The sequence below is a fragment of the Streptococcus oralis subsp. dentisani genome (genome assembly GCF_002096685.1).
GTDB lineage: Bacteria > Bacillota > Bacilli > Lactobacillales > Streptococcaceae > Streptococcus > Streptococcus oralis_AD.
Genome location: NZ_NCVA01000041.1, coordinates 534165 through 553174 on the forward strand (window position 1 = coordinate 534165; position 19010 = coordinate 553174).

The following is a 19010-nucleotide window of genomic DNA, read 5'->3' on the forward strand; positions in this document are numbered from 1 at the left end:
CCTTTCTAGATCTTAGCCATTGGTTCGTTTGACAGAGTAGACTTCTGGCACACTTTTAATCTTATCAACTACTGTCGTTAGAGTTGAGAGGTTTGAGATGCCAAAGGAGACATGGATATTGGCAAATTTCATATCCTTAGTTGGTTGGGCGTTAACGGTCGAGATATTCTTGGTCGTATTAGAGAGAACTTGCAGAACATCATTTAAGAGACCTGTACGGTTGAGCCCGTAGATATCGATGTGGGCAATATATTCCTTGCTTGAGAATTGATCTTCCCATTCCACATCAAGGAGACGTTGCTCGTAGTTTTCTTGGGCACGGAGATTCATACAGTCCACACGGTGAATGGCCACACCACGCCCCTTGGTGATGTAGCCGACAATATCATCACCCGGCACTGGATTACAACACTTGGCAATCCGAACCAAGAGACCTGAGGCGCCTTCGATTACCACACCGCCCTCATGCTTGACCTTGAGCTTCTCCTTATTCTCAACCTTAACCTCGCCACCCTTAACTAACTCATCAGCCTCAGCCCTAGCTTTGGCACGTTCCTCCTCACGGCGTTCCTTTTCAGTCAGACGGTTAAAGACGGTAATAGCACTGATTTCTCCAAAACCGATAGCAGCAAAGAGGGAGTCTTCTGTCTTGTAGCTGGTCTTTTGAAGGACTTGATCCATGTGCCGCTTGTCCATATACTTATTAGCCACATAGCCATTCTCTTGGAGCTGATTAATCAGCAGTTCGCGTCCCTTATTAACAGACAATTCCTTGTCTTGATTTTTAAAGAACTGACGAATCTTGTTGCGTGCCTTGCTGGTCTTAACCATGTTGAGCCAGTCACGACTCGGACCAAAAGAGTTGGGGTTGGTTACAATTTCGACCTGATCTCCAGTTTTGAGCTTAGTTGTCAGAGGAACCATACGGCCATTGACCTTGGCACCAGTTGCTTTTTCACCGACTTTGGTATGGATTTCATAGGCAAAATCAATCGGGCCTGAATCTTTTGGAAGGGAGCGAACTGCACCATCTGGAGTAAAGACGTAAATCTCCTCCGCCAGATACTCTTCCTTAACAGACTCGACAAATTCCTTGGCATCGTCAGCCTGGTCTTGTAATTCCATCATTTCCTTGATCCAGTTCATACCAATCGCAGACTCTTTGCTGTTGACCTGACCTTTGATTCCTTTCTTATAAGCCCAGTGAGCCGCAACCCCGTACTCAGCAACTTCGTGCATTTCTTTGGTACGAATCTGGAATTCAATCGGCCCTTTTGGTCCATAGACGGTCGTATGGATAGACTGGTAACCGTTGGCCTTGCGGTTAGCGATATAGTCTTTGAAGCGACCTGGCATGGGTTTCCACAGCTCATGCACATAACCCAACATGGCGTAAACATCACTCTGGGTATCTAAGATACAGCGAATGGCAATCAGGTCATAAATCTCCTCAAAGCGTTTCTTCTTATCCTGCATCTTGCGATAGATAGAGTAGATATGCTTGGGACGGCCATAGATTTTCCCTTTTAGATTGCGTTCGGAAGTGTAGTCCTCTAACTTTGTCACGACTTCATCGACCAAAGCCTCACGCTCTCTGCGTTTTTCCTTCATCATATGAGTGATCTTGTAAAACTCAGTTGGATTGAGATATCGGAAGGACAAGTCTTCCAACTCCCACTTGACGCTGGAAATTCCCAGACGATGAGCAAGTGGTGCATAGATTTCCATGGTTTCTCTGGAAATGCGTTCCTGTTTGTCCTTTCGTAGGTGGTTAAGCGTTCTCATATTATGCAAGCGGTCAGAAAGTTTGACCAAGATAACGCGGATATCCTCAGACATGGCCATGAGCATCTTGCGGTGATTTTCCGCTAATTGCTCTTCAATCGATTTGTACTCAACCTTACCAAGCTTAGTCACTCCATCAACAATAATGCGAACATCATGACCAAACTCTTGCTCTAAATCATCCAATGTCGCATCCGTATCCTCAACCACATCATGCAAAAAACCACAGGCAACTGTCACGGCATCTAGCTTGAGCTTGGCCAAAATCCCTGCAACCTGAATGGGATGAATAATATAGGGCTCGCCAGATTTACGGTATTGACCACTATGGCATTCAACTGCGTAAACCAAAGCTTTGTGTACAAAAGCAACATCTTCTTTCGATAAATATTTTTGCGTTAAAGCGACAACCTCATCGCCCGACAAATTCACTTCTTTCGGCATTTATTCTCTCCAATTCTTCCTACCATTTTATCACTTTTTTAAGAATATTAAAACTAGAAAAGCCTGTTTTCATGCCTAGCCTAAGCAATTAAAAGAAAAACACTGCAAGAGAGACTCTACAGTGCTTTGTTATTTTATTTATCTTAGTAAACTGTTTTTTCAGTTTCTACGTCGAAGAAGTGTGCTTTGTTCAAGTCAAATCCGAGTTCAACTGTTGCACCTGTTTGCAAGTAGTCACGAGCATCCACTTTCGCAACAAATTCATCTTTACCAACTTGGCAGTAAAGGTGAGATTCTGAACCAAGCAATTCTGATACGGAAATAGTAGCTTTGACAACTGATTCTGGGAATGTTTCAAGGAAAGCAGGTTCTGCATTCACATCTTCTGGACGGATACCGAAGATCAACTCTTTTCCTTCGTAGCCTTTGTCACGAAGAACTTTCAAAGCACCTTCTGGCACTTTCAAGCGGAAACCGTCAGAAACAATTTCATTGCCTTCTAATTTCACATTGATGAAGTTCATAGCTGGGCTTCCGATGAATCCTGCAACGAACTTGTTAACTGGGTTTTTGTAAACTTCTTGAGGTGTACCGATTTGTTCAACACGTCCGATAGTACCTGTACCAGCAGGGTTCTTAGTTGCTGACATGATAACGATACGGTCTGCAAGTGTCATCGCTTCTGTTTGGTCGTGGGTTACGTAGATAGTTGTAGCTCCGATACGACGGTGAATCTTCGCGATTTCAGCACGCATAGATACACGAAGTTTGGCATCCAAGTTTGACAAAGGTTCATCCATCAAGAATACTTTTGCATCACGGACGATGGCACGACCCATGGCAACACGTTGACGTTGACCACCTGAAAGGTCAGCTGGTTTACGATCCAAGAATTCTTTCAAACCAAGGATTGCTGCTGCTTCTTGCACACGTTTGTCGATATCTTCCTTGCTGTATTTACGCAATTTCAAACCAAAAGCCATGTTGTCATAAACAGTCATGTGTGGGTAAAGAGCGTAGTTTTGGAAAACCATGGCGATGTCACGGTCTTTTGGAGCTACGTCGTTGACAACCACGCCATCGATAGATGCAGTACCTTCTGTAATGTCTTCAAGACCCGCAATCATACGAAGAGTTGTTGATTTACCACATCCTGAAGGACCTACGAAAACGATAAATTCCTTGTCTTTGATGTCCAAGTTGAAGTCTTCAACTGAGTAGTGTTCGCTGTTTGGATATTTTTTGTAAATATTTTTAAGATTTAATTCTACCATCGAGGTGAACTCCTTTTGTCTTTTGATAGTTTTATTATAGATGAAAACGCTTTACTTTTCTATGGCAAGGTGACCAAAAAAATAAAAAAGTTCTGTGCAACTTGCACAAAACTTTAGAGAATATCTGGTAAAATCAACTGATAACACAAGGTTAGATCTGTCAACTCCTTCAACTGAAGTCCTGTTAACTCTTCCCATTTATCAATCTTATATTGGAGAGAATTGCGGTGCAGATAGAGTTGCTGGGCTGTTTTAGTTAGGACAGCACTATTTTCCCAGAGAGAAAGAATGATTTCCTGAATCTGATCTTGGTCCAGAATCAACTGACGAAGGTAGTCTTTGATAATTCTATGGTCAACCAGTCCTTCCCCAAGACTCCAGAGATAGAGCTGTGAAAAAGTATGAACACCTTGATGACCTTGACGCCACCAAGCCTTAAACAAGTCCCGCTCTGCTTGGATTAAATCTGACAGAGCCTGATACCCAGTCTGAGACCAAACCTGCCCCAACATGATAGATAGACGAAGGCCAAAGTCATACTCAACCGCTTCAATCGTATCAGATAAGATTGAGCGAACAGAGGTGTACTTATCTTGTTGAAGCACAAATACATAATCCTGAACTCCGACCTGCAATACTGTCTGGCAGTTGGGAAAGAGAGTTTGCATCATATCCAACCAAGAGGCTAGATTTTCCTGTTGGTAATAAGACAGATGGCAATAAACCAATTGAATCTTTTTGAAAGCTTGTGGTGCCTGCCCCTTCCCCTCGATCAGATAGGGATACCAAGGATTGAGCGAACGAGCCTGCTCCTGCTGGGTCAAAAGGGCAACCAACTGCTTTTCACGCTCGCTGAGCCCAGCTTCCTCCAGTAGAATCCACTGCTGAGAAGCTAAAGGGAGAGTAAGATAGCCTGGTTTCTCAATCGGCTGATCTGAAATCTGAGCTTCAGGAAACCAGTCCTGTAATTCCTTTGCAATCATATCCTAGCCCTCCACTTTTTGGATGCACCAAGAAATTATGGTCTCTAGACGCTCCACATTTTCAGTCAGATGGAGATAACCCATCACTGCTTCAAAACCTGTAGACATGCGGTAAGTCACCACATCTGCATTTTTAGCCTTTGTGTGGCTATTGGTATTGCGGCCACGTTTGTAGATTTCTTCTTCTTTTTCCGTCAGGATTTGCTCCTCCAACATGAGGGAAATCAAGCGAGCCTGAGCCTTGGCTGAGACATACTTAGTCGCCTCTTGATGGAGTTTGTTGGGTTTGGTCATGCCTTTGAGAATGAGATGGCGACGGATATACATGGAATAAACCGCATCTCCCTCAAAAGCTAGCGCAATCCCATTAATGAGATTGACATCAATCACGTGTCCACCTCACTCCATCTTTGGTGTCAAGGAGCTTAATCCCTTGAGCAGCCAATTGATCACGGATTTGGTCTGCTGTCGCAAAGTCACGATTGGCACGCGCTTCTTGACGTTTTTGGATTAAGGCTTCAATGTCTGCATCCAAAACTTCCTCAATAAAGACAATTCCGAAGACTTCCAACATGGCCGCAAGAGCTTCCTTAACACTTGCATCATAGTTGCCGGAGTTGATCCATTTGGCCATTTCAAAGACAACTGTGATACCATTTGCGGAGTTGAAATCCTCATCCATAGCGGCTACAAACTTATCTTTAAAGTCCTGTAACTCTTGAGCATCTACAGTCCCAGAAAATGGTTGCTCGTAAGTGTTCTTTAGATACTTAAGATTTGTCTCTGCATCGCGTACTGCTTTTTCCGTAAAGTTGATAGGCTTACGGTAGTGTTGTGTCGCAAAGAAGAAACGAAGCACTTGCCCATCAAGAGTTTTAAGGGCATCATGAACTGTGATAAAGTTGCCCAAGGACTTAGACATCTTGACATTGTCGATATTGACAAAGCCATTATGCATCCAGTAGTTAGCAAAAGTCTTGCCTGTTTTTGCTTCTGACTGGGCAATTTCATTGGTATGATGCGGAAACTCAAGGTCGGATCCCCCACCGTGGATATCAATGGTATCACCCAAAATCTCTGTTGACATGACCGAACACTCGATATGCCAGCCCGGACGACCAGGTCCCCAAGGACTGTCCCAAGAAATCTCGCCTGGTTTTGCAGCTTTCCAAAGGGCAAAGTCTACAGGATTTTCCTTGCGAGCTGTTTCTTCATCGGTACGACCTGAAGCACCTAGCTCCAAATCTTCCAAGGTTTTATTAGCCAACTTAGCATAGTTGTGAGATTTTTCCACGCGGAAGTAAACATCCCCTTGACTCTCGTAAGCATAACCTTTTTCAATCAAGTCTTCCACAAAGCGGATAATGTCCGCCATAAACTCCACTACACGCGGATGGCGAGTCGCAGGTTTCACGCCTAAGGCCGTCACATCCTCACGAAAGGCAGCGATGTACTTGTCCGCGACCTCCTGAGGCGTGATGCCTTCTTCCTTGGCACGGTTGATAATCTTATCATCTACATCTGTGAAGTTAGAAATGTAGGCAACTTCATAGCCACGGTATTCAAAATAGCGACGAATCGTATCAAAAGCCACCGTCGAACGGGCATTCCCCACGTGGATATAGTTATAAACTGTCGGCCCACAGACATACATCTTAACCTTGCCGTCCTCGATTGGTACAAATTCTCGCAAATCACGAGACATGGTGTCGTAAATTTTAATCATGCGGTCCACTCCCTTCTCTATTTCTCACTTTTTCGGCTGAAAACCAGCTCTGCAAATGGGCCAAATTGTCTGAGGCTATCCAGTTGGTAAAAGCGCTGCCCTTCCTCTTGGGTAAAGAGGGGAATCCCCTTTCCTAGGATAAGGGGTGCTATCTGAATAATGAGGTGGTCGAAAAGATCCGCATCCAAGAGCGGTCCTACCAAGGAATTACCACCAATCACAAAGACATTTTTGCCTTTGTCAATCTGGCGAACAAAGTCCACCACATCCCCAGCTACTGGCTGGTAATTGCTGACAGGCAGGTGCCTATCATGCGTAAAGACATAGTTTTCCGTAGCTTGATAAAAACTTTCTACATCTTGCAAATCCTGGATTTCCTCAAAGGTCCGCTTGCCCATGATGGTGATATCCATTTGCCTGTAAAAGTCATCATAGCCTGTATCCTCTACAGAACCAAGCTGATGCAGCCAGTCTATCCTGTGCTGGCTGTCTGCCAAGTAGCCATCCATGGTGATACAGCCGTAAAAATATACTGCCATTCTTGTAGTTACCTTTCTAGTTCTACACTTTTGCTTTCAGATAAACTACCTGAGTCTGTTTGACAAAGCCAATTTTTTCATACAAGCGCTTGGCACCTACATTGCTATCTTCTACTGCAATTTGAAACTCCCTGTCATTTTGCTCAATCAGTTGGTTAACAAGGGATTTTGCTAAGTAACTTCCATAGCCTTTCCCACGTTCAGGTTCAGATATTGCTAACCCGTAGAAGTAATTCGTATTAGTCGATAAATCTACCGTGCAAGTTCCAATAACCTGACCGTCTTTTAACAAAATATATAAGCGACTTTCTGGATCCTTCAGAGCTTCAGCGACATATCTATCCACAATCTCTCTCGATTCATGTTCCTCTGAGAATACCTGAAATTTTAACTGACTGATTTGCTCCTGATACGAACTATCTGCTAACAAAACTTCAAGATTAGAAACCTTTGCTAACGGATAAGGTCTTCTATCCTTACCTAACCAGGTTTCTGTCTCTTCATCCTCGACCAATTCCCAGTTGCTAACAAAATCAGGATGGCGGTCTAGAAAAACACGCTCTGTCTGAAGAGTGACTGAATGAATCGGAAAAGAAGCTGTTTCTCTCTCAAAACTAGTAAACAATGCACGCGCAATCCCCTGACGTCGATGACCTGGATGAACCAGTATCGTCACTTCTACATCTTGGTCATCTGCATAGACAGTTAATAAACCAACAAGTTCGCCTTTTTCATAATAAAGGAAAAAGGCGGGCATGTTTGGGTCAAAATTAAGCATGTTAGAGAGATAGGGATCACGATAGGTACCGTCATAGTTTTGGCAACAGTTAATTAGTTTTTTCGCCTCAGATAGCTCCTCTTGGCTTAACTTGTTTCTTGCTTGAATCATATAGGTACCCTCTACAACCCCGACGATCTGTGACTAGCTTCTCTAGCCTGCTCTAGTTTATTGACGTAGTACTCGCGTTTTTCTTCGACTTCGTGGATCGTTGGTTCATCCTTCTGTCCATGAACTCGGACGATCTTAGCCGGGATTCCAACTACAGTTACATCACTAGGTACATCCGCCACGACGACTGCGGCTGCTCCCACCTTAGCATTTTCACCGATTTCCACTGGTCCGATAACTTGGGCATGGGCCGATATGAGAGCTCCTTTACGCACAGTCGGATGGCGTTTGCCAACATCCTTACCAGTCCCACCAAGAGTCACTCCGTGATAGAGAAGAACGCCTTTTTCAACAATCGCTGTCTCTCCAATCACCAGACCTGAACCATGGTCGATAAAAACACCTGAGTCAATCTGGGCACCCGGATGGATCTCAATCTGAGTCCAAAAGCGCCAAAACTGGCTGTGCATACGAGCCAAGAGTTTAAAGCCATGCTTCCAGAGAAAATGCGAGAGACGGTGAGCCGCTAAGGCCTTGACACCTGGATAAGTCAGCAAAACTTCCAAACTGTTGCGTGCCGCTGGATCATTTTCTTTTACAATATCAATGGTTTCGCGCCACCATCCCATACATTTCTCCTTTTCTTATTCTGAATCTTTTGGTGTTTCTGTAAATTCTTTCTTCGGTTTGTGGTCCTTGTGATGACGTGGACGGTGAGGTCGCTCAGACTTTTCACCTTTTTCATCATGCTCAGGTTTTGGCGGACGAGGAAGAAGGGCTTTCATAGAGGCATCGATACGGCCTTTTTCATCAATCTTGATAACCTTAACATCGACTTCATCACCGATAGCTACCAAGTCCTCGACACGGTTGGTACGAGTCCAAGCCATTTCAGAAATATGCACAAGTGCATCTGTCTTATCAAAGAGGTTGACAAAGGCACCAAATTTCTCGATACGAACAACCTTAGCATGGTAAACTTCATCCACTTTGGCTTCACGAACCAAGCCAGCAATGATTTCTTTGGTACGGTTAATGGCATCTTGGTCGCTAGAGTAGATAGATACATTTCCTTCTTCGTCGATATCAATCTTAACGCCTGTTTCAGCGATAATCTTGTCGATGGTTTCTCCACCCTTACCGATGACAATCTTAATTTTGTCGACATCAATCTTGATGGTATCAATTTTCGGAGCAGTTGGAGCCAATTCTGGACGAACTTCTGGAATGGTTGCTTCAATCACATCAAGGATTTCAAAACGGGCTTTCTTAGCTTGGGCAAGGGCTTCTGTCAAGATTTCTGCAGTAATCCCTTGGATCTTGATATCCATTTGAAGGGCTGTAATCCCGTCACGAGTACCTGCAACCTTAAAGTCCATGTCTCCAAAGTGGTCTTCCAAACCTTGGATATCGGTCAATACTGTGTAGTTATTACCATCTGAGATGAGACCCATGGCAATCCCTGCTACTGGTGCCTTGATTGGCACACCACCAGCCATAAGGGCAAGAGTACCCGCACAGATAGAGGCTTGAGATGAAGAACCGTTTGATTCCAAGACCTCAGCTACCAAGCGGAGCGCGTATGGGAATTCTTCCAAACTTGGCAAGACTTGAGCAAGAGCACGTTCCCCGAGAGCACCGTGACCAATTTCACGACGACCTGGCGCACCATAACGCCCTGTTTCCCCTACAGAGTATTGAGGGAAGTTATAGTGGTGCATAAAGCGTTTCTTGTACTCTGGGTCCAAACCATCGATGATTTGAGTTTCTCCCATCGGAGCCAAGGTCAAAACTGAAAGAGCTTGAGTTTGGCCACGAGTGAAAAGACCGGAACCGTGTACACGAGGAAGGAAGTCAACAACCGCATCCAAAGAACGGATTTCATCAACCTTACGACCATCAGGACGAACCTTGTCTTCTGTGATCAAACGGCGCACTTCAGCGTGTTCCATTTGTTCCAAGATTTCAGCCACATCACGCATGATACGGTCAAATTCTTCATGGTCTGCATATTTTTCTTCATACACCGCAGTCACTTGGTCTTTAACTGCTTGAGTTGCAGCTTCACGAGCCAATTTTTCTTCTACTTGAACCGCTTTTTGGAGGTCACTGTTGTAGGCTGCGATGATTTCAGCTTGCAAGTCAGCATCCACATGAAGTAATTCCACTTCTGCTTTTTCCTTACCAACAGCAGCAACGATTTCTTCTTGGAAGACAATCAATTCTTTGACAGCTTCGTGTCCTTTCAGAAGGGCTTCCAACATGATTTCTTCTGACAATTCTTTGGCACCAGACTCTACCATGTTGATGGCATGTTTAGTTCCTGCTACTGTCAATTCAAGAAGAGATTGCTCTGCTTGTTCTTGAGTAGGATTGATGATGATTTGGCCATCTACATAACCCACTTGTACCCCAGCGATTGGTCCGTCAAACGGGATGTCTGAGATAGAAAGTGCCAAGGATGAACCAAACATAGCTGCCATTGGTGCAGATGCATTTTCATCGTAAGAAAGAACCGTATTGATGACTTGCACTTCGTTACGGAAACCTTCCGCAAACATTGGACGGATTGGACGGTCAATCAAACGCGCTGTCAAAGTCGCATCTGTTGAAGGACGTCCTTCACGTTTCATGAAGCCACCAGGAAATTTCCCAGCCGCATACATTTTTTCTTCGTAGTTGACTTGTAGTGGGAAGAAATCCCCAGTTGCCATCTTCTTAGACATAACGGCCGCAGTCAAGACAGTTGACTCACCGTAACGCACGACAACTGAGCCATTTGCTTGCTTAGCAACCTGACCAGTCTCTACGATTAACTCACGACCCGCAAAAGTCGTTTGAAACACTTGTTTTGTCATTTTAATCCCCTTTGGATTGATGAAATTATACGCCTTGCCTACAAAAATCAGGATACAAAGGGCGTAAAGAATTCCGTATGAAAATAGGAGATTGACGCAGTGTGCGATGCACACCAGGAAATCTATCTTTTTCACTAGGAATTTAGCCCGTGTTCAACTATCTAAATACTTTGAAAAGTTTAAAAGTATTATTCTTTAGCATTTGTACCTTTTATAGCAGATTTGAATAGCTAAGAATCTGTTTATACCCTCATCTTTGTATCAAGTACGTACAGAGTCTATTTTATCATATTTTTCTTAAAAAGTGCGGGCTTTTCTATTAAAAAGGAACCATCCCCCTCGCTTGAGAAGAATGGTTTGCTTTTTATTATCCTAAAGACTGATGATTAAACAAGGCATGGGTTGCTTGGTGGATGTATTTTGCTGTTTCAGAATTGTTCATGGTGTACAAATGCACACCTGCGACATCCTGAGTGACCAAGTCCACGATTTGATCCACTGCGTAGGCAAGTCCTGCTGCTCTGAGCGACTCAGGGTCATGCTCATACTTGTCTAAGATGGCCTTAAATTTTCGTGGAAGGTGGATATTCTCACACGTTTTCAAGAGACGAAGCGCTTGGTTACGGTTAAGAATAGGCATGATTCCCGCATGAATGGGAACATCAATCCCTGCCAAGGTACACTTATCTTGGAAATCATAGAAGCGCTCATTGTCAAAGAAAAGTTGCGTTACGAGGCTGGAACAACCTGCGTCCACTTTCTTCTTGAGATTTTGAATATCCGAGATCTGGTTTGGCGAGTCAGGGTGCCCCTCTGGATAACAAGCACCAACAATATCAAAGTGAGGGGCTTGTTCCTTGATGAACTCAATCAAATCCGTTGCGTAGCGGAAATCCTTTTGCGGTTCCACATCAGGGATGATGTCCCCACGTAGAGCCAAGATTTTTCGCACACCAACCTTGTCCAAGTCCGCAAGTGTCTCTGCAACCTTCTCCTTAGTCAGATAGATAGCTGGCAAGTGGGCAATAGTTGGAATCGCCAAGTCATTCTGGATAAAGTCAGCCAAACGAACCGTTGTTTCCTTGATATTAAATTTATTATTGCTGGCAGTCACACTGATAAAATGCGGTGTCAGCTCCCGCATATCCTGCAAGGCTGAAATAATTTTATCATTACCCACTGCTGGGTTTGGAGGGAACACTTCAAATGAAAGTGACGGCGTTTGGCGTGACATAGTCATTATCCTTTTCTTTTTGATTTCATGATTGCTGAGCAGCTAGGGCCAAGCAGTGTCTTGATCAAACTGTGTCAAGAGAGAAATCTTATATTACAATTTCTCACGCGCAGCTTTTGCTGCTTCTACAAGGCGGATCAAGCTTTCTTTTGTTTCTGGAATACCGCGTGTTTTCAAACCACAGTCAGGGTTGATCCAAACTTTCTTGCTTGGTACTTTGGCAAGGATAGCATCGATTGTGTGGTCGATTTCGCCTTCATTTGGCACACGAGGAGAGTGGATATCGTAAACCCCAGGTCCCACTTCTGTTTGGAAGTTTTTCGCTTTGAGTTCGTCCAAGATTTCAAGGTTTGAACGGCTTGCTTCAAAGGAAATAACGTCCGCATCCATGTTGTCGATGGCTGGGATGATATCTGTAAATTCTGAGTAACACATGTGAGTGTGGATTTGAGTATCTGGCGCTACTGTAGAGTGTACCAAGCGGAAGGCAGGGATTGCCCAGTCAAGGTAGTCTTCGTACCAGTCGCTACGACGGAGTGGCAATTTCTCACGAAGAGCAGCCTCGTCGATTTGGATGATTTTCACACCTGCAGCTTCAAGGTCAAGAACTTCATCCTTGATAGCAAGGGCGATTTGAAGAGTTGAGTCCTTGATAGAGATGTCTTCACGTGGGAATGACCAGTTAAGGATGGTAACAGGTCCTGTCAACATACCTTTAACAGGTTTGTCAGTACGGCTTTGTGCGTAGCTAGACCATTTCACAGTGATTGGGTTGAGACGAGTGACATCACCCCAGATGATTGGTGGTTTCACCCCACGCATACCGTATGATTGTACCCAACCATTCTTAGAGAAGAGGTAACCGGACAAGTTTTGACCGAAGTACTCAACCATGTCGTTACGCTCGAACTCACCGTGTACAAGCACGTCAAATCCAACTTCTTCTTGCCATTTGATCCATTCGTCGATGGTTTCAGCAAGGAAAGCGTCGTACTCTTCTTGTGACAATTCACCCTTACGGAAGGCCAAACGTTTGGCACGGACTTCCTTAGTTTGAGGGAATGAACCGATGGTTGTTGTTGGAAGAGCTGGAAGTTTGAAAGCTTCTTCTTGGATGGCTTCACGTTCTGCAAAGGCTGGCAAACGAGTGTAGTCAGCGTCTGTCAATCCAGCGATGCGCGCACGAAGTTCTGCATTTTCACCCACACGCTCAGTCGCAAAGAGTTCTTTGTTAGCTGCAAGTGCTTCTGCACCTTGACCATTGCGGATAGCATCCAAGTCACGAAGTTCTTCCAATTTTTCAACTGCAAAAGCAAAGTGGTTCAAGATAGCTGGCTCAAATTCTTCATTAGCAGTTGTAAATGGCACATGAAGCAGTGAGCATGAGCTTGTCAATACGATGTTTTCAGCTGGAATTTGCTCAAGAACAGCCAAGCTCTTTTCGTAGTTGTTGCGCCAGATGTTTTTACCATTGACTATACCAGCATAGAGAGTCTTGTCAGCTGGGAAACCACCTTTAACGAGTTCAAGAGTTTTCTTACCTTCAACGAAGTCAAGACCGATGGCATCTACTGGCAAATTCACAAGATCAGAGTAGACGTCACGAACGTCACCGAAGTAAGTTTGAAGCAAGACTTCAAGACCTTTCTTGTCAGCCAAGAGTTTGTTGTAGAGGTTCAAGAAGAGAGCTTTTTCTTCAGCTGTCAAGTCTTTGACAAGAGCAGCTTCGTCCAATTGGATACGAGTCGCACCAAGTTCAGCCAATTTTGCAAAAACTTCTTGGTAAGCAGCCACTAAGCTGTCTACGAAGTCTTCTGCTTTCACGCCTTCTTCAAAATCTGATAATTGAAGGAAAGTGAATGGACCGACGAGAACAGGACGAGTGTTCAATCCAAGTTCTTTGGCTTCTTGGAACTCGTCAAAGATCTTGTGACCAGCCAATTTGACTTGAGTATCTTTTTCAAACTTAGGAACGATGTAATGGTAGTTGGTGTTGAACCATTTCTTCATTGGAAGGGCGCGAACATCCCCTTTTTCTCCTTGGTAACCACGCGCCAAAGCAAAGTAACGCTCAAGCTCAGACAAGTCCAAGTTTTGAACAGAAGCAGGGACCACGTTGAAAAGGAATGCTGCATCCAGGAAGTTGTCATAGTGAGAAAAGTCATTTGATGGGATTTCAGTGATGCCTTTTTCTTTGACAATGTTCCAATGTTTAGCACGCAATTCTTTTGCTGCTGCCAAGAGTTCTTCTTCTGAGATTTCTTTTCTAAAGTATTTTTCAGTTGTAAATTTTAATTCGCGGAATTCGCCCAAACGAGGGAAACCGATGATCGTAGTTGACATGATGTGTCCTCCAAAATTTGTTGTTGAAACTATCTTAACAGAAAAGAAAGCGCCTGTATAATTGTAAATAATTAGGCTTTGATATAGTTTGAAACTATATCACTGTTTCTGTCAAAAGAAAAAGACTTGAGACCAGCGTCTCAAATCCTTTGTATAGCTTGTTTGGTGGCTGTATTTTAGTTGGAATGCTCAAACGAGCTATTGACGATTCTCAGCAGTGACTATGGCTTGTTATTAGAAAAGACTATAGGTTGGTTTTCTTTTGTAATCCTGACTCTTACTCCAGCTCAATCCCCTTCTCTCGGAGATTAGCCAGACACTCCTCATAGTATTCTGCATCATGCTCAATATAGATGGGCTTGCCTAGCTTCTCCTCTGCCAAGTCTTGATAAGGAGAGCAGGTCTTGCCACGGTAGTTCTTGTACAACCATTCTGGACTGACATTATAGCCACGGATTGCCATCTCCTCCATGATCAAGCGATGATAGGCATAGAGTTGATAGGGCGAGTGGGTAAAGACATAGTCCACCGTTGCATGCTTTCTCCCCCAGCCATTGCCACGAAGGGCGCAACACTCTCGATGTTGCCCCAAAAGCTGCGGACGGGGAAGTTGTGAAATCAAATCCTCATGCCAAAGTCTCATGGGAGTCTCCTTTCAGTAAAGTCGAATGTTGCAAGTAGGTATTGGGATAGCGTTCCAGCAACTCTCGAGTCTTAACAATCAAGTCTTCCTTAGAAGCCTGACCAAAGTGGTAGCGATCCAGCAAGAGCATATAGTCCTTGCGCTCAGCATCTGTCGCTTTCTTTTTGAAATAGCCCCAAATATGCTGAAAGGCATTGCAAACCTGACCCCTGTGTTCTGGAATCTGGCAAGCACGGTCAATGAGGTTTTGAACATGGCTGACCTCCACCTCTTCATTCTTCAAGTATTGGCGAATCTCATTGTAAATATTACTGGAATGGCTCAAAACGAGGTATTTGTTTCTAGCCCAGAGTTGCTGACACTGGGATTTTTGGTTAGTTTGTTCCATGTTTCTCCTTGCTTTTTATCCGTTTCCAGGAAATATGGAAACAAAGTTGTATCTAAAAAATGAGCGAATTATGAGCGAATCAATTAAGCCCATCACCCTTTAAAGTTTTTCAAAAACTCTTTGAGTTCGGCATCGGCTTCTGGTGTGGTTCCGTGGAGTTGGTTCAGCATTTCGAGTAGAGAAGCTGTTTGGTTTTCGATCGCTTTATTTGTCTCATTAATCTTGCTGACGATTTCCGTCAGTGGCTCGACTTCTTCTTCCTCAAAGGTGTCTACATAGCGAGGGATATTGAGGTTATAGTCATTTTCGACGATTTCTTCATAGCTTGCCAGATGGGCAAACTTGTCAATCTCCTCACGAGGCTTGTAGGCTTCCAGAATCTTCTCGATATGAGCATCCGTCATGATATTCTGATTTTTCCCCTTGTCAAACTCCTTAGAAGCATCAATAAAGTAGACATCACGATTGGTACGGTTCTTTTTGAGAATGATGACCGTCGTTGGAATGCTGGTGTTGAAGAAGATATTAGCTGGTAGACCGATAACTGTGTCAATGGCTCCTTCTTCTAACAAGGCCTTACGAATGGTTCCTTCCGCATTTCCTCGAAAAAGAACACCGTGAGGAAGGACGATAGCCATAACTCCATTATCTTGCTTGAGGTGATAGTAACCGTGTAAAAGGAAGGCAAAGTCAGCCTTGGACTGAGGCGCCAGTTTCCCAAAAGGAGAGAAACGAGGATCATTCAGGAAGCCAGAATTAGCTGACCACTTGGCAGAGTATGGAGGATTCATGAGAACACCGTCAAAGTTGGTTGGCTCCTGTGTCGGCCAGTCTTCATCCAGTGTATCGGCATTGTGGAGAAATTGATTTTCAACTGGAACACCGTGTAGAATCATGTTCATCCGAGCTAGGTTATAGGTCGAGGTATTGAGCTCCTGACCAAAGTAGACCACTGTCTGCGGTTTATGAGAATATTTCTTGGCATTGAGCAAGAGCGAGCCAGAGCCCATAGTCGCATCATAGATGGTAAAACCTTCCTGGTCCTCACGACCCAAAAAGGCAATCTGCGTCATGAGCTTGGCAACTGGCTGAGGTGTATAAAACTCACCAGCTTTCTTGCCAGAGTCAGTCGCAAACTGACCGATCAGATACTCATAGGCATCCCCCAGCATATCTCCCGCATGACCAGCCACATCTAGCACAGCCAACTCCTTCATGACTGCTGCCACCGTTTGGTTTTGCTTTTGCGGAGTGGCCCCTAACTTTTTAGAGTAGAGGTCGATATCTTCAAAGAGGTTTTCATAGAGGTCGTCACTCTGCTCGATATCACGAAAACCTTGAGCTAGATCTTCCAGCTGGAAAGTCCCTTCATTGACTCTTGCTACTAGAGCGGTAAAGGTCAGGTCTGGCTTGATACTATAGTTGAGTTCATCCTTCATGACCGTGAGGAGGTCCTCATGGGTGTCCGCATCCTCGTAGTAGGAGCGATAGACCTCAAGGGCAGTCTCAAGACTATCTGTCCCCTCTTCCATGGTCTCAGCCACGAAAAAGAGCATCTTGTCTGATAGATACTTATAAAAGACCATGCCCAAAAGATAGGACTTATAGTCATTGGCATCCATCTTGGAGCGGAGAACATCCGCTGAGTTCCACAGGGCTTGGTAGAGCGACTGGGAAGTTTGTGTTGTTTCCATAGTGTTTCTTTCTAAGTTTTGCAATTAATTTTTTAAACAAGCAATCATTTATAACCAATCACTTCTCTTTCTACCGTTTGAATCAAGTCCAAAGGAATATCAGAAATAGGAAGTTGATAAACGATATTTTTTCGAGGGTTATAAAATCCAAGATTTTCGATAGTAAGGAAATCAGGGTCAAAGGAATGTAAGCCCATGATATAGTACACAAGGACTTGTAGTGTATGGTCTTTATTAGGAGCTGTTTTAGTCACCTTAAAATCCCATAATGTATCCTTGGTCAGAAAATCTCCATCACCCTTATCAATCGTATCTGTATAACCTCCAAGAAAATGAAAGCCATCCTTTACCAAAGGTCCATAGAGATCGAAGAAGCAAAGACTTCGTTCTACCATGATACGAATATTCTCTATCGTTTCAGCATCCACCATAATTTCTTCAAAAGGTTTATAATACTTAATCCCCGCACGAAAAACGACATCAAAAGAAACCAAACGACAAGCACTTTCTATCGATAAGTCGTCCAATCCTGTCACCAAATCGAGTAGTGCTTCTGCTAGGTCTCCCATGTCAACCTTATGAGCTCCCATGAGAGATATTCTGAAAGCATCACGGGCTTCTGCCCCTTTCGTAAATCGAGTCAAGTAGTCCACACAAATCCCCACTAAACTAGGAGATACAGACTCTACAGGATGCAGAACTCTGTGATCTTCGAACTGCTCTACTGAAAATAATTTGATAGGCAGGTAACCACCTCGAGGTTGGTTAATCTCTTTTATACGTTGTGTTACAGATACCATGAGCTCTCCTTTTTAAAGATATTTTTTAAAGAATGTTAATTCAGTTTTCCTTCTTCCGTAATCGCCTAGCAGAGCTGGCCTCCATCTGATGACTTGTAATTGGATTAGTATATAATCTTCCTAACGCCAATTTTAAAAAACTTGTCAATCGTTTGTTAGTATCAATAATAAATTTTCCTTCTGAGACCTTAAAATCTTGCTCTGGGTATTGTTCATATGATTTTAATAAGGTGCTAATTATTGAGGTCTTAGATAAATCAATTTCATCATCTTTTAGAATTGCTACCATCTTTAAATTATTAGATTTAATCTCAAAGTCTGAGAAACTAACTAAATCAATTCTTTTTAATTCATCAACTTCTGCCTGACTTGCTATACGGTAGTAATCATCAATCCCCTTAAATAAGCTACGAATCGTCCTAAAACTTCTAAAGTATAATTTATTATTTCCATCAAAATAGGCATCGTTCTCAGATTTTAGTTCTATACCCTTTTCAATAATTGTTCTTTCAGCTCTTCTATATCTCCATTTCAAGATTGACTTATCTACCAGTCTCTTTGATTGTGTGATTTTTTGAAAAACTAACCCATCGTTATCAACTTTACGGAAAATTAAGTCAATTTTCGAGAACTCTTCTTCATTCACATCATTTAGACCCGCAGTATTTAAAAATTTATCTTCATATTCTTTGATCATAGACATATGCTCATCATCAATTTCAATATAGAACCATTCCTCATGTTCTAATTTTATTTCTGGATCAAATTCTCTACTATTTTCAGGATCAATCTTCGGAGCAACTAATTCAGAAATATCATCCGTGTTATCCAATTTTCTATACGTTCGACCTACTTTTACTAAAAACATACTATTCCTTCTCCAAAAAAGTAAAATTATTTATTCTAACTAGTCCTTTTATAGTCCCAGTTTCTTTAACATCTTTTTTCTTACTATAAATAATAAAGACATTGCCGTTTTTATCAGTGACTCTGTAATAACGATATGAGAGTAACCATATCAAATTAAAATAGTATGACCTCTCCATAAGAATCCACCATATTAGAAAAATGAGGACTATTACTACAATCTGATATAAGAATGTTAATTCACCTAAACCCAGCATAATTACAAAAAGGCCTAAGTAAGTTGGAATGATTTCATTTTCTACTGGTTGTATACTTTCAACTTGAGCAGTATCATTTGCTTCTTTAAATCTTTTCAAATACTGTAAGACTACAAAAGAAAAAGAAAGCACCAGGAAAATCAACACTCCTATTTTTAGAAAACTACATACATAAGAATCATGTGAGGGAAAAATGTCTATAGTAAATAGATACAAGACTAAACCTGGCGAAAAAGAACAAATTGATAAACAAAACGACAAACATAATCTTCTAATTTTTTTCATA

17 protein-coding genes are annotated in these 19010 nt (G+C 43.0%); all 17 read right to left on the reverse strand.

Annotation, left to right across the window (positions count from 1 at the left end):
* Positions 1 to 12: 12 nt before the first annotated feature.
* The 17 genes from B7705_RS09375 to B7705_RS09455 all read right to left on the reverse strand — a co-directional run bounded on the left by B7705_RS09375 (position 13) and on the right by B7705_RS09455 (position 19009).
* Positions 13 to 2229 (reverse strand): RelA/SpoT family protein, encoded by a 2217-nt coding sequence (locus tag B7705_RS09375; protein WP_084949177.1) that lies wholly within the window; start codon positions 2227 to 2229, stop codon positions 13 to 15.
* Positions 2230 to 2372: 143 nt separating this feature from the next.
* Positions 2373 to 3503, reverse strand: coding sequence for an ABC transporter ATP-binding protein (locus B7705_RS09380; protein WP_084949178.1), 1131 nt, complete (start codon positions 3501 to 3503; stop codon positions 2373 to 2375).
* A 113-nt stretch (positions 3504 to 3616) separates the two neighbouring features.
* Complete coding sequence (locus tag B7705_RS09385) at positions 3617 to 4486, reverse strand: helix-turn-helix domain-containing protein (RefSeq protein ID WP_084949180.1); 870 nt, start codon at positions 4484 to 4486, stop codon at positions 3617 to 3619.
* A 3-nt stretch (positions 4487 to 4489) separates the two neighbouring features.
* Positions 4490 to 4876, reverse strand: a complete 387-nt coding sequence (locus B7705_RS09390; protein ID WP_084877769.1) for a Mini-ribonuclease 3 — start codon at positions 4874 to 4876, stop codon at positions 4490 to 4492.
* Positions 4869 to 6212 (reverse strand): cysteine--tRNA ligase, encoded by a 1344-nt coding sequence (cysS, locus tag B7705_RS09395; protein WP_084949181.1) that lies wholly within the window; start codon positions 6210 to 6212, stop codon positions 4869 to 4871. The genes B7705_RS09390 and cysS overlap by 8 nt, the downstream gene beginning before the upstream one ends.
* Positions 6213 to 6229: 17 nt before the next feature.
* Positions 6230 to 6751, reverse strand: coding sequence for a dihydrofolate reductase family protein (locus B7705_RS09400; RefSeq protein WP_084949183.1), 522 nt, complete (start codon positions 6749 to 6751; stop codon positions 6230 to 6232).
* Between the two features lie 22 nt (positions 6752 to 6773).
* The gene (locus B7705_RS09405; protein WP_084949184.1) at positions 6774 to 7640 is read right to left on the reverse strand and encodes a GNAT family N-acetyltransferase; all 867 of its coding nucleotides are present in this window, start codon (positions 7638 to 7640) and stop codon (positions 6774 to 6776) included.
* Between the two features lie 11 nt (positions 7641 to 7651).
* Positions 7652 to 8269 carry a serine O-acetyltransferase gene (cysE, locus tag B7705_RS09410; RefSeq protein ID WP_000539961.1) on the reverse strand — a complete coding sequence of 206 codons (618 nt, stop codon included), beginning with the start codon at positions 8267 to 8269 and terminating at the stop codon, positions 7652 to 7654.
* A gap of 15 nt (positions 8270 to 8284) precedes the next feature.
* Positions 8285 to 10498, reverse strand: coding sequence for a polyribonucleotide nucleotidyltransferase (pnp, locus tag B7705_RS09415; RefSeq protein ID WP_084949185.1), 2214 nt, complete (start codon positions 10496 to 10498; stop codon positions 8285 to 8287).
* Positions 10499 to 10865: 367 nt separating this feature from the next.
* A complete protein-coding gene (gene metF, locus B7705_RS09420; RefSeq protein ID WP_084949242.1) occupies positions 10866 to 11732 on the reverse strand; it encodes a methylenetetrahydrofolate reductase [NAD(P)H] in 867 nt (288 codons plus the stop codon).
* A gap of 93 nt (positions 11733 to 11825) precedes the next feature.
* Positions 11826 to 14075, reverse strand: coding sequence for a 5-methyltetrahydropteroyltriglutamate--homocysteine S-methyltransferase (gene metE / locus B7705_RS09425; protein ID WP_084949187.1), 2250 nt, complete (start codon positions 14073 to 14075; stop codon positions 11826 to 11828).
* 277 nt (positions 14076 to 14352) lie between these two features.
* Positions 14353 to 14718 (reverse strand): TIGR02328 family protein, encoded by a 366-nt coding sequence (locus tag B7705_RS09430; protein ID WP_084949188.1) that lies wholly within the window; start codon positions 14716 to 14718, stop codon positions 14353 to 14355.
* A complete protein-coding gene (locus B7705_RS09435) occupies positions 14702 to 15106 on the reverse strand; it encodes a YbgA family protein (protein ID WP_084949190.1) in 405 nt (134 codons plus the stop codon). The genes B7705_RS09430 and B7705_RS09435 overlap by 17 nt, the downstream gene beginning before the upstream one ends.
* A gap of 92 nt (positions 15107 to 15198) precedes the next feature.
* Complete coding sequence (locus tag B7705_RS09440) at positions 15199 to 16800, reverse strand: type I restriction-modification system subunit M (RefSeq protein ID WP_084949192.1); 1602 nt, start codon at positions 16798 to 16800, stop codon at positions 15199 to 15201.
* Between the two features lie 44 nt (positions 16801 to 16844).
* Positions 16845 to 17600, reverse strand: coding sequence for a hypothetical protein (locus tag B7705_RS09445; protein WP_084949193.1), 756 nt, complete (start codon positions 17598 to 17600; stop codon positions 16845 to 16847).
* 40 nt (positions 17601 to 17640) lie between these two features.
* The gene (locus tag B7705_RS09450) at positions 17641 to 18468 is read right to left on the reverse strand and encodes a hypothetical protein (protein WP_084949195.1); all 828 of its coding nucleotides are present in this window, start codon (positions 18466 to 18468) and stop codon (positions 17641 to 17643) included.
* 1 nt (position 18469) lies between these two features.
* Positions 18470 to 19009: a hypothetical protein gene (locus tag B7705_RS09455; protein ID WP_084949196.1), complete on the reverse strand. Its 540-nt coding sequence runs from the start codon at positions 19007 to 19009 to the stop codon at positions 18470 to 18472.
* Between the last annotated feature and the right edge of the window lies 1 nt (position 19010).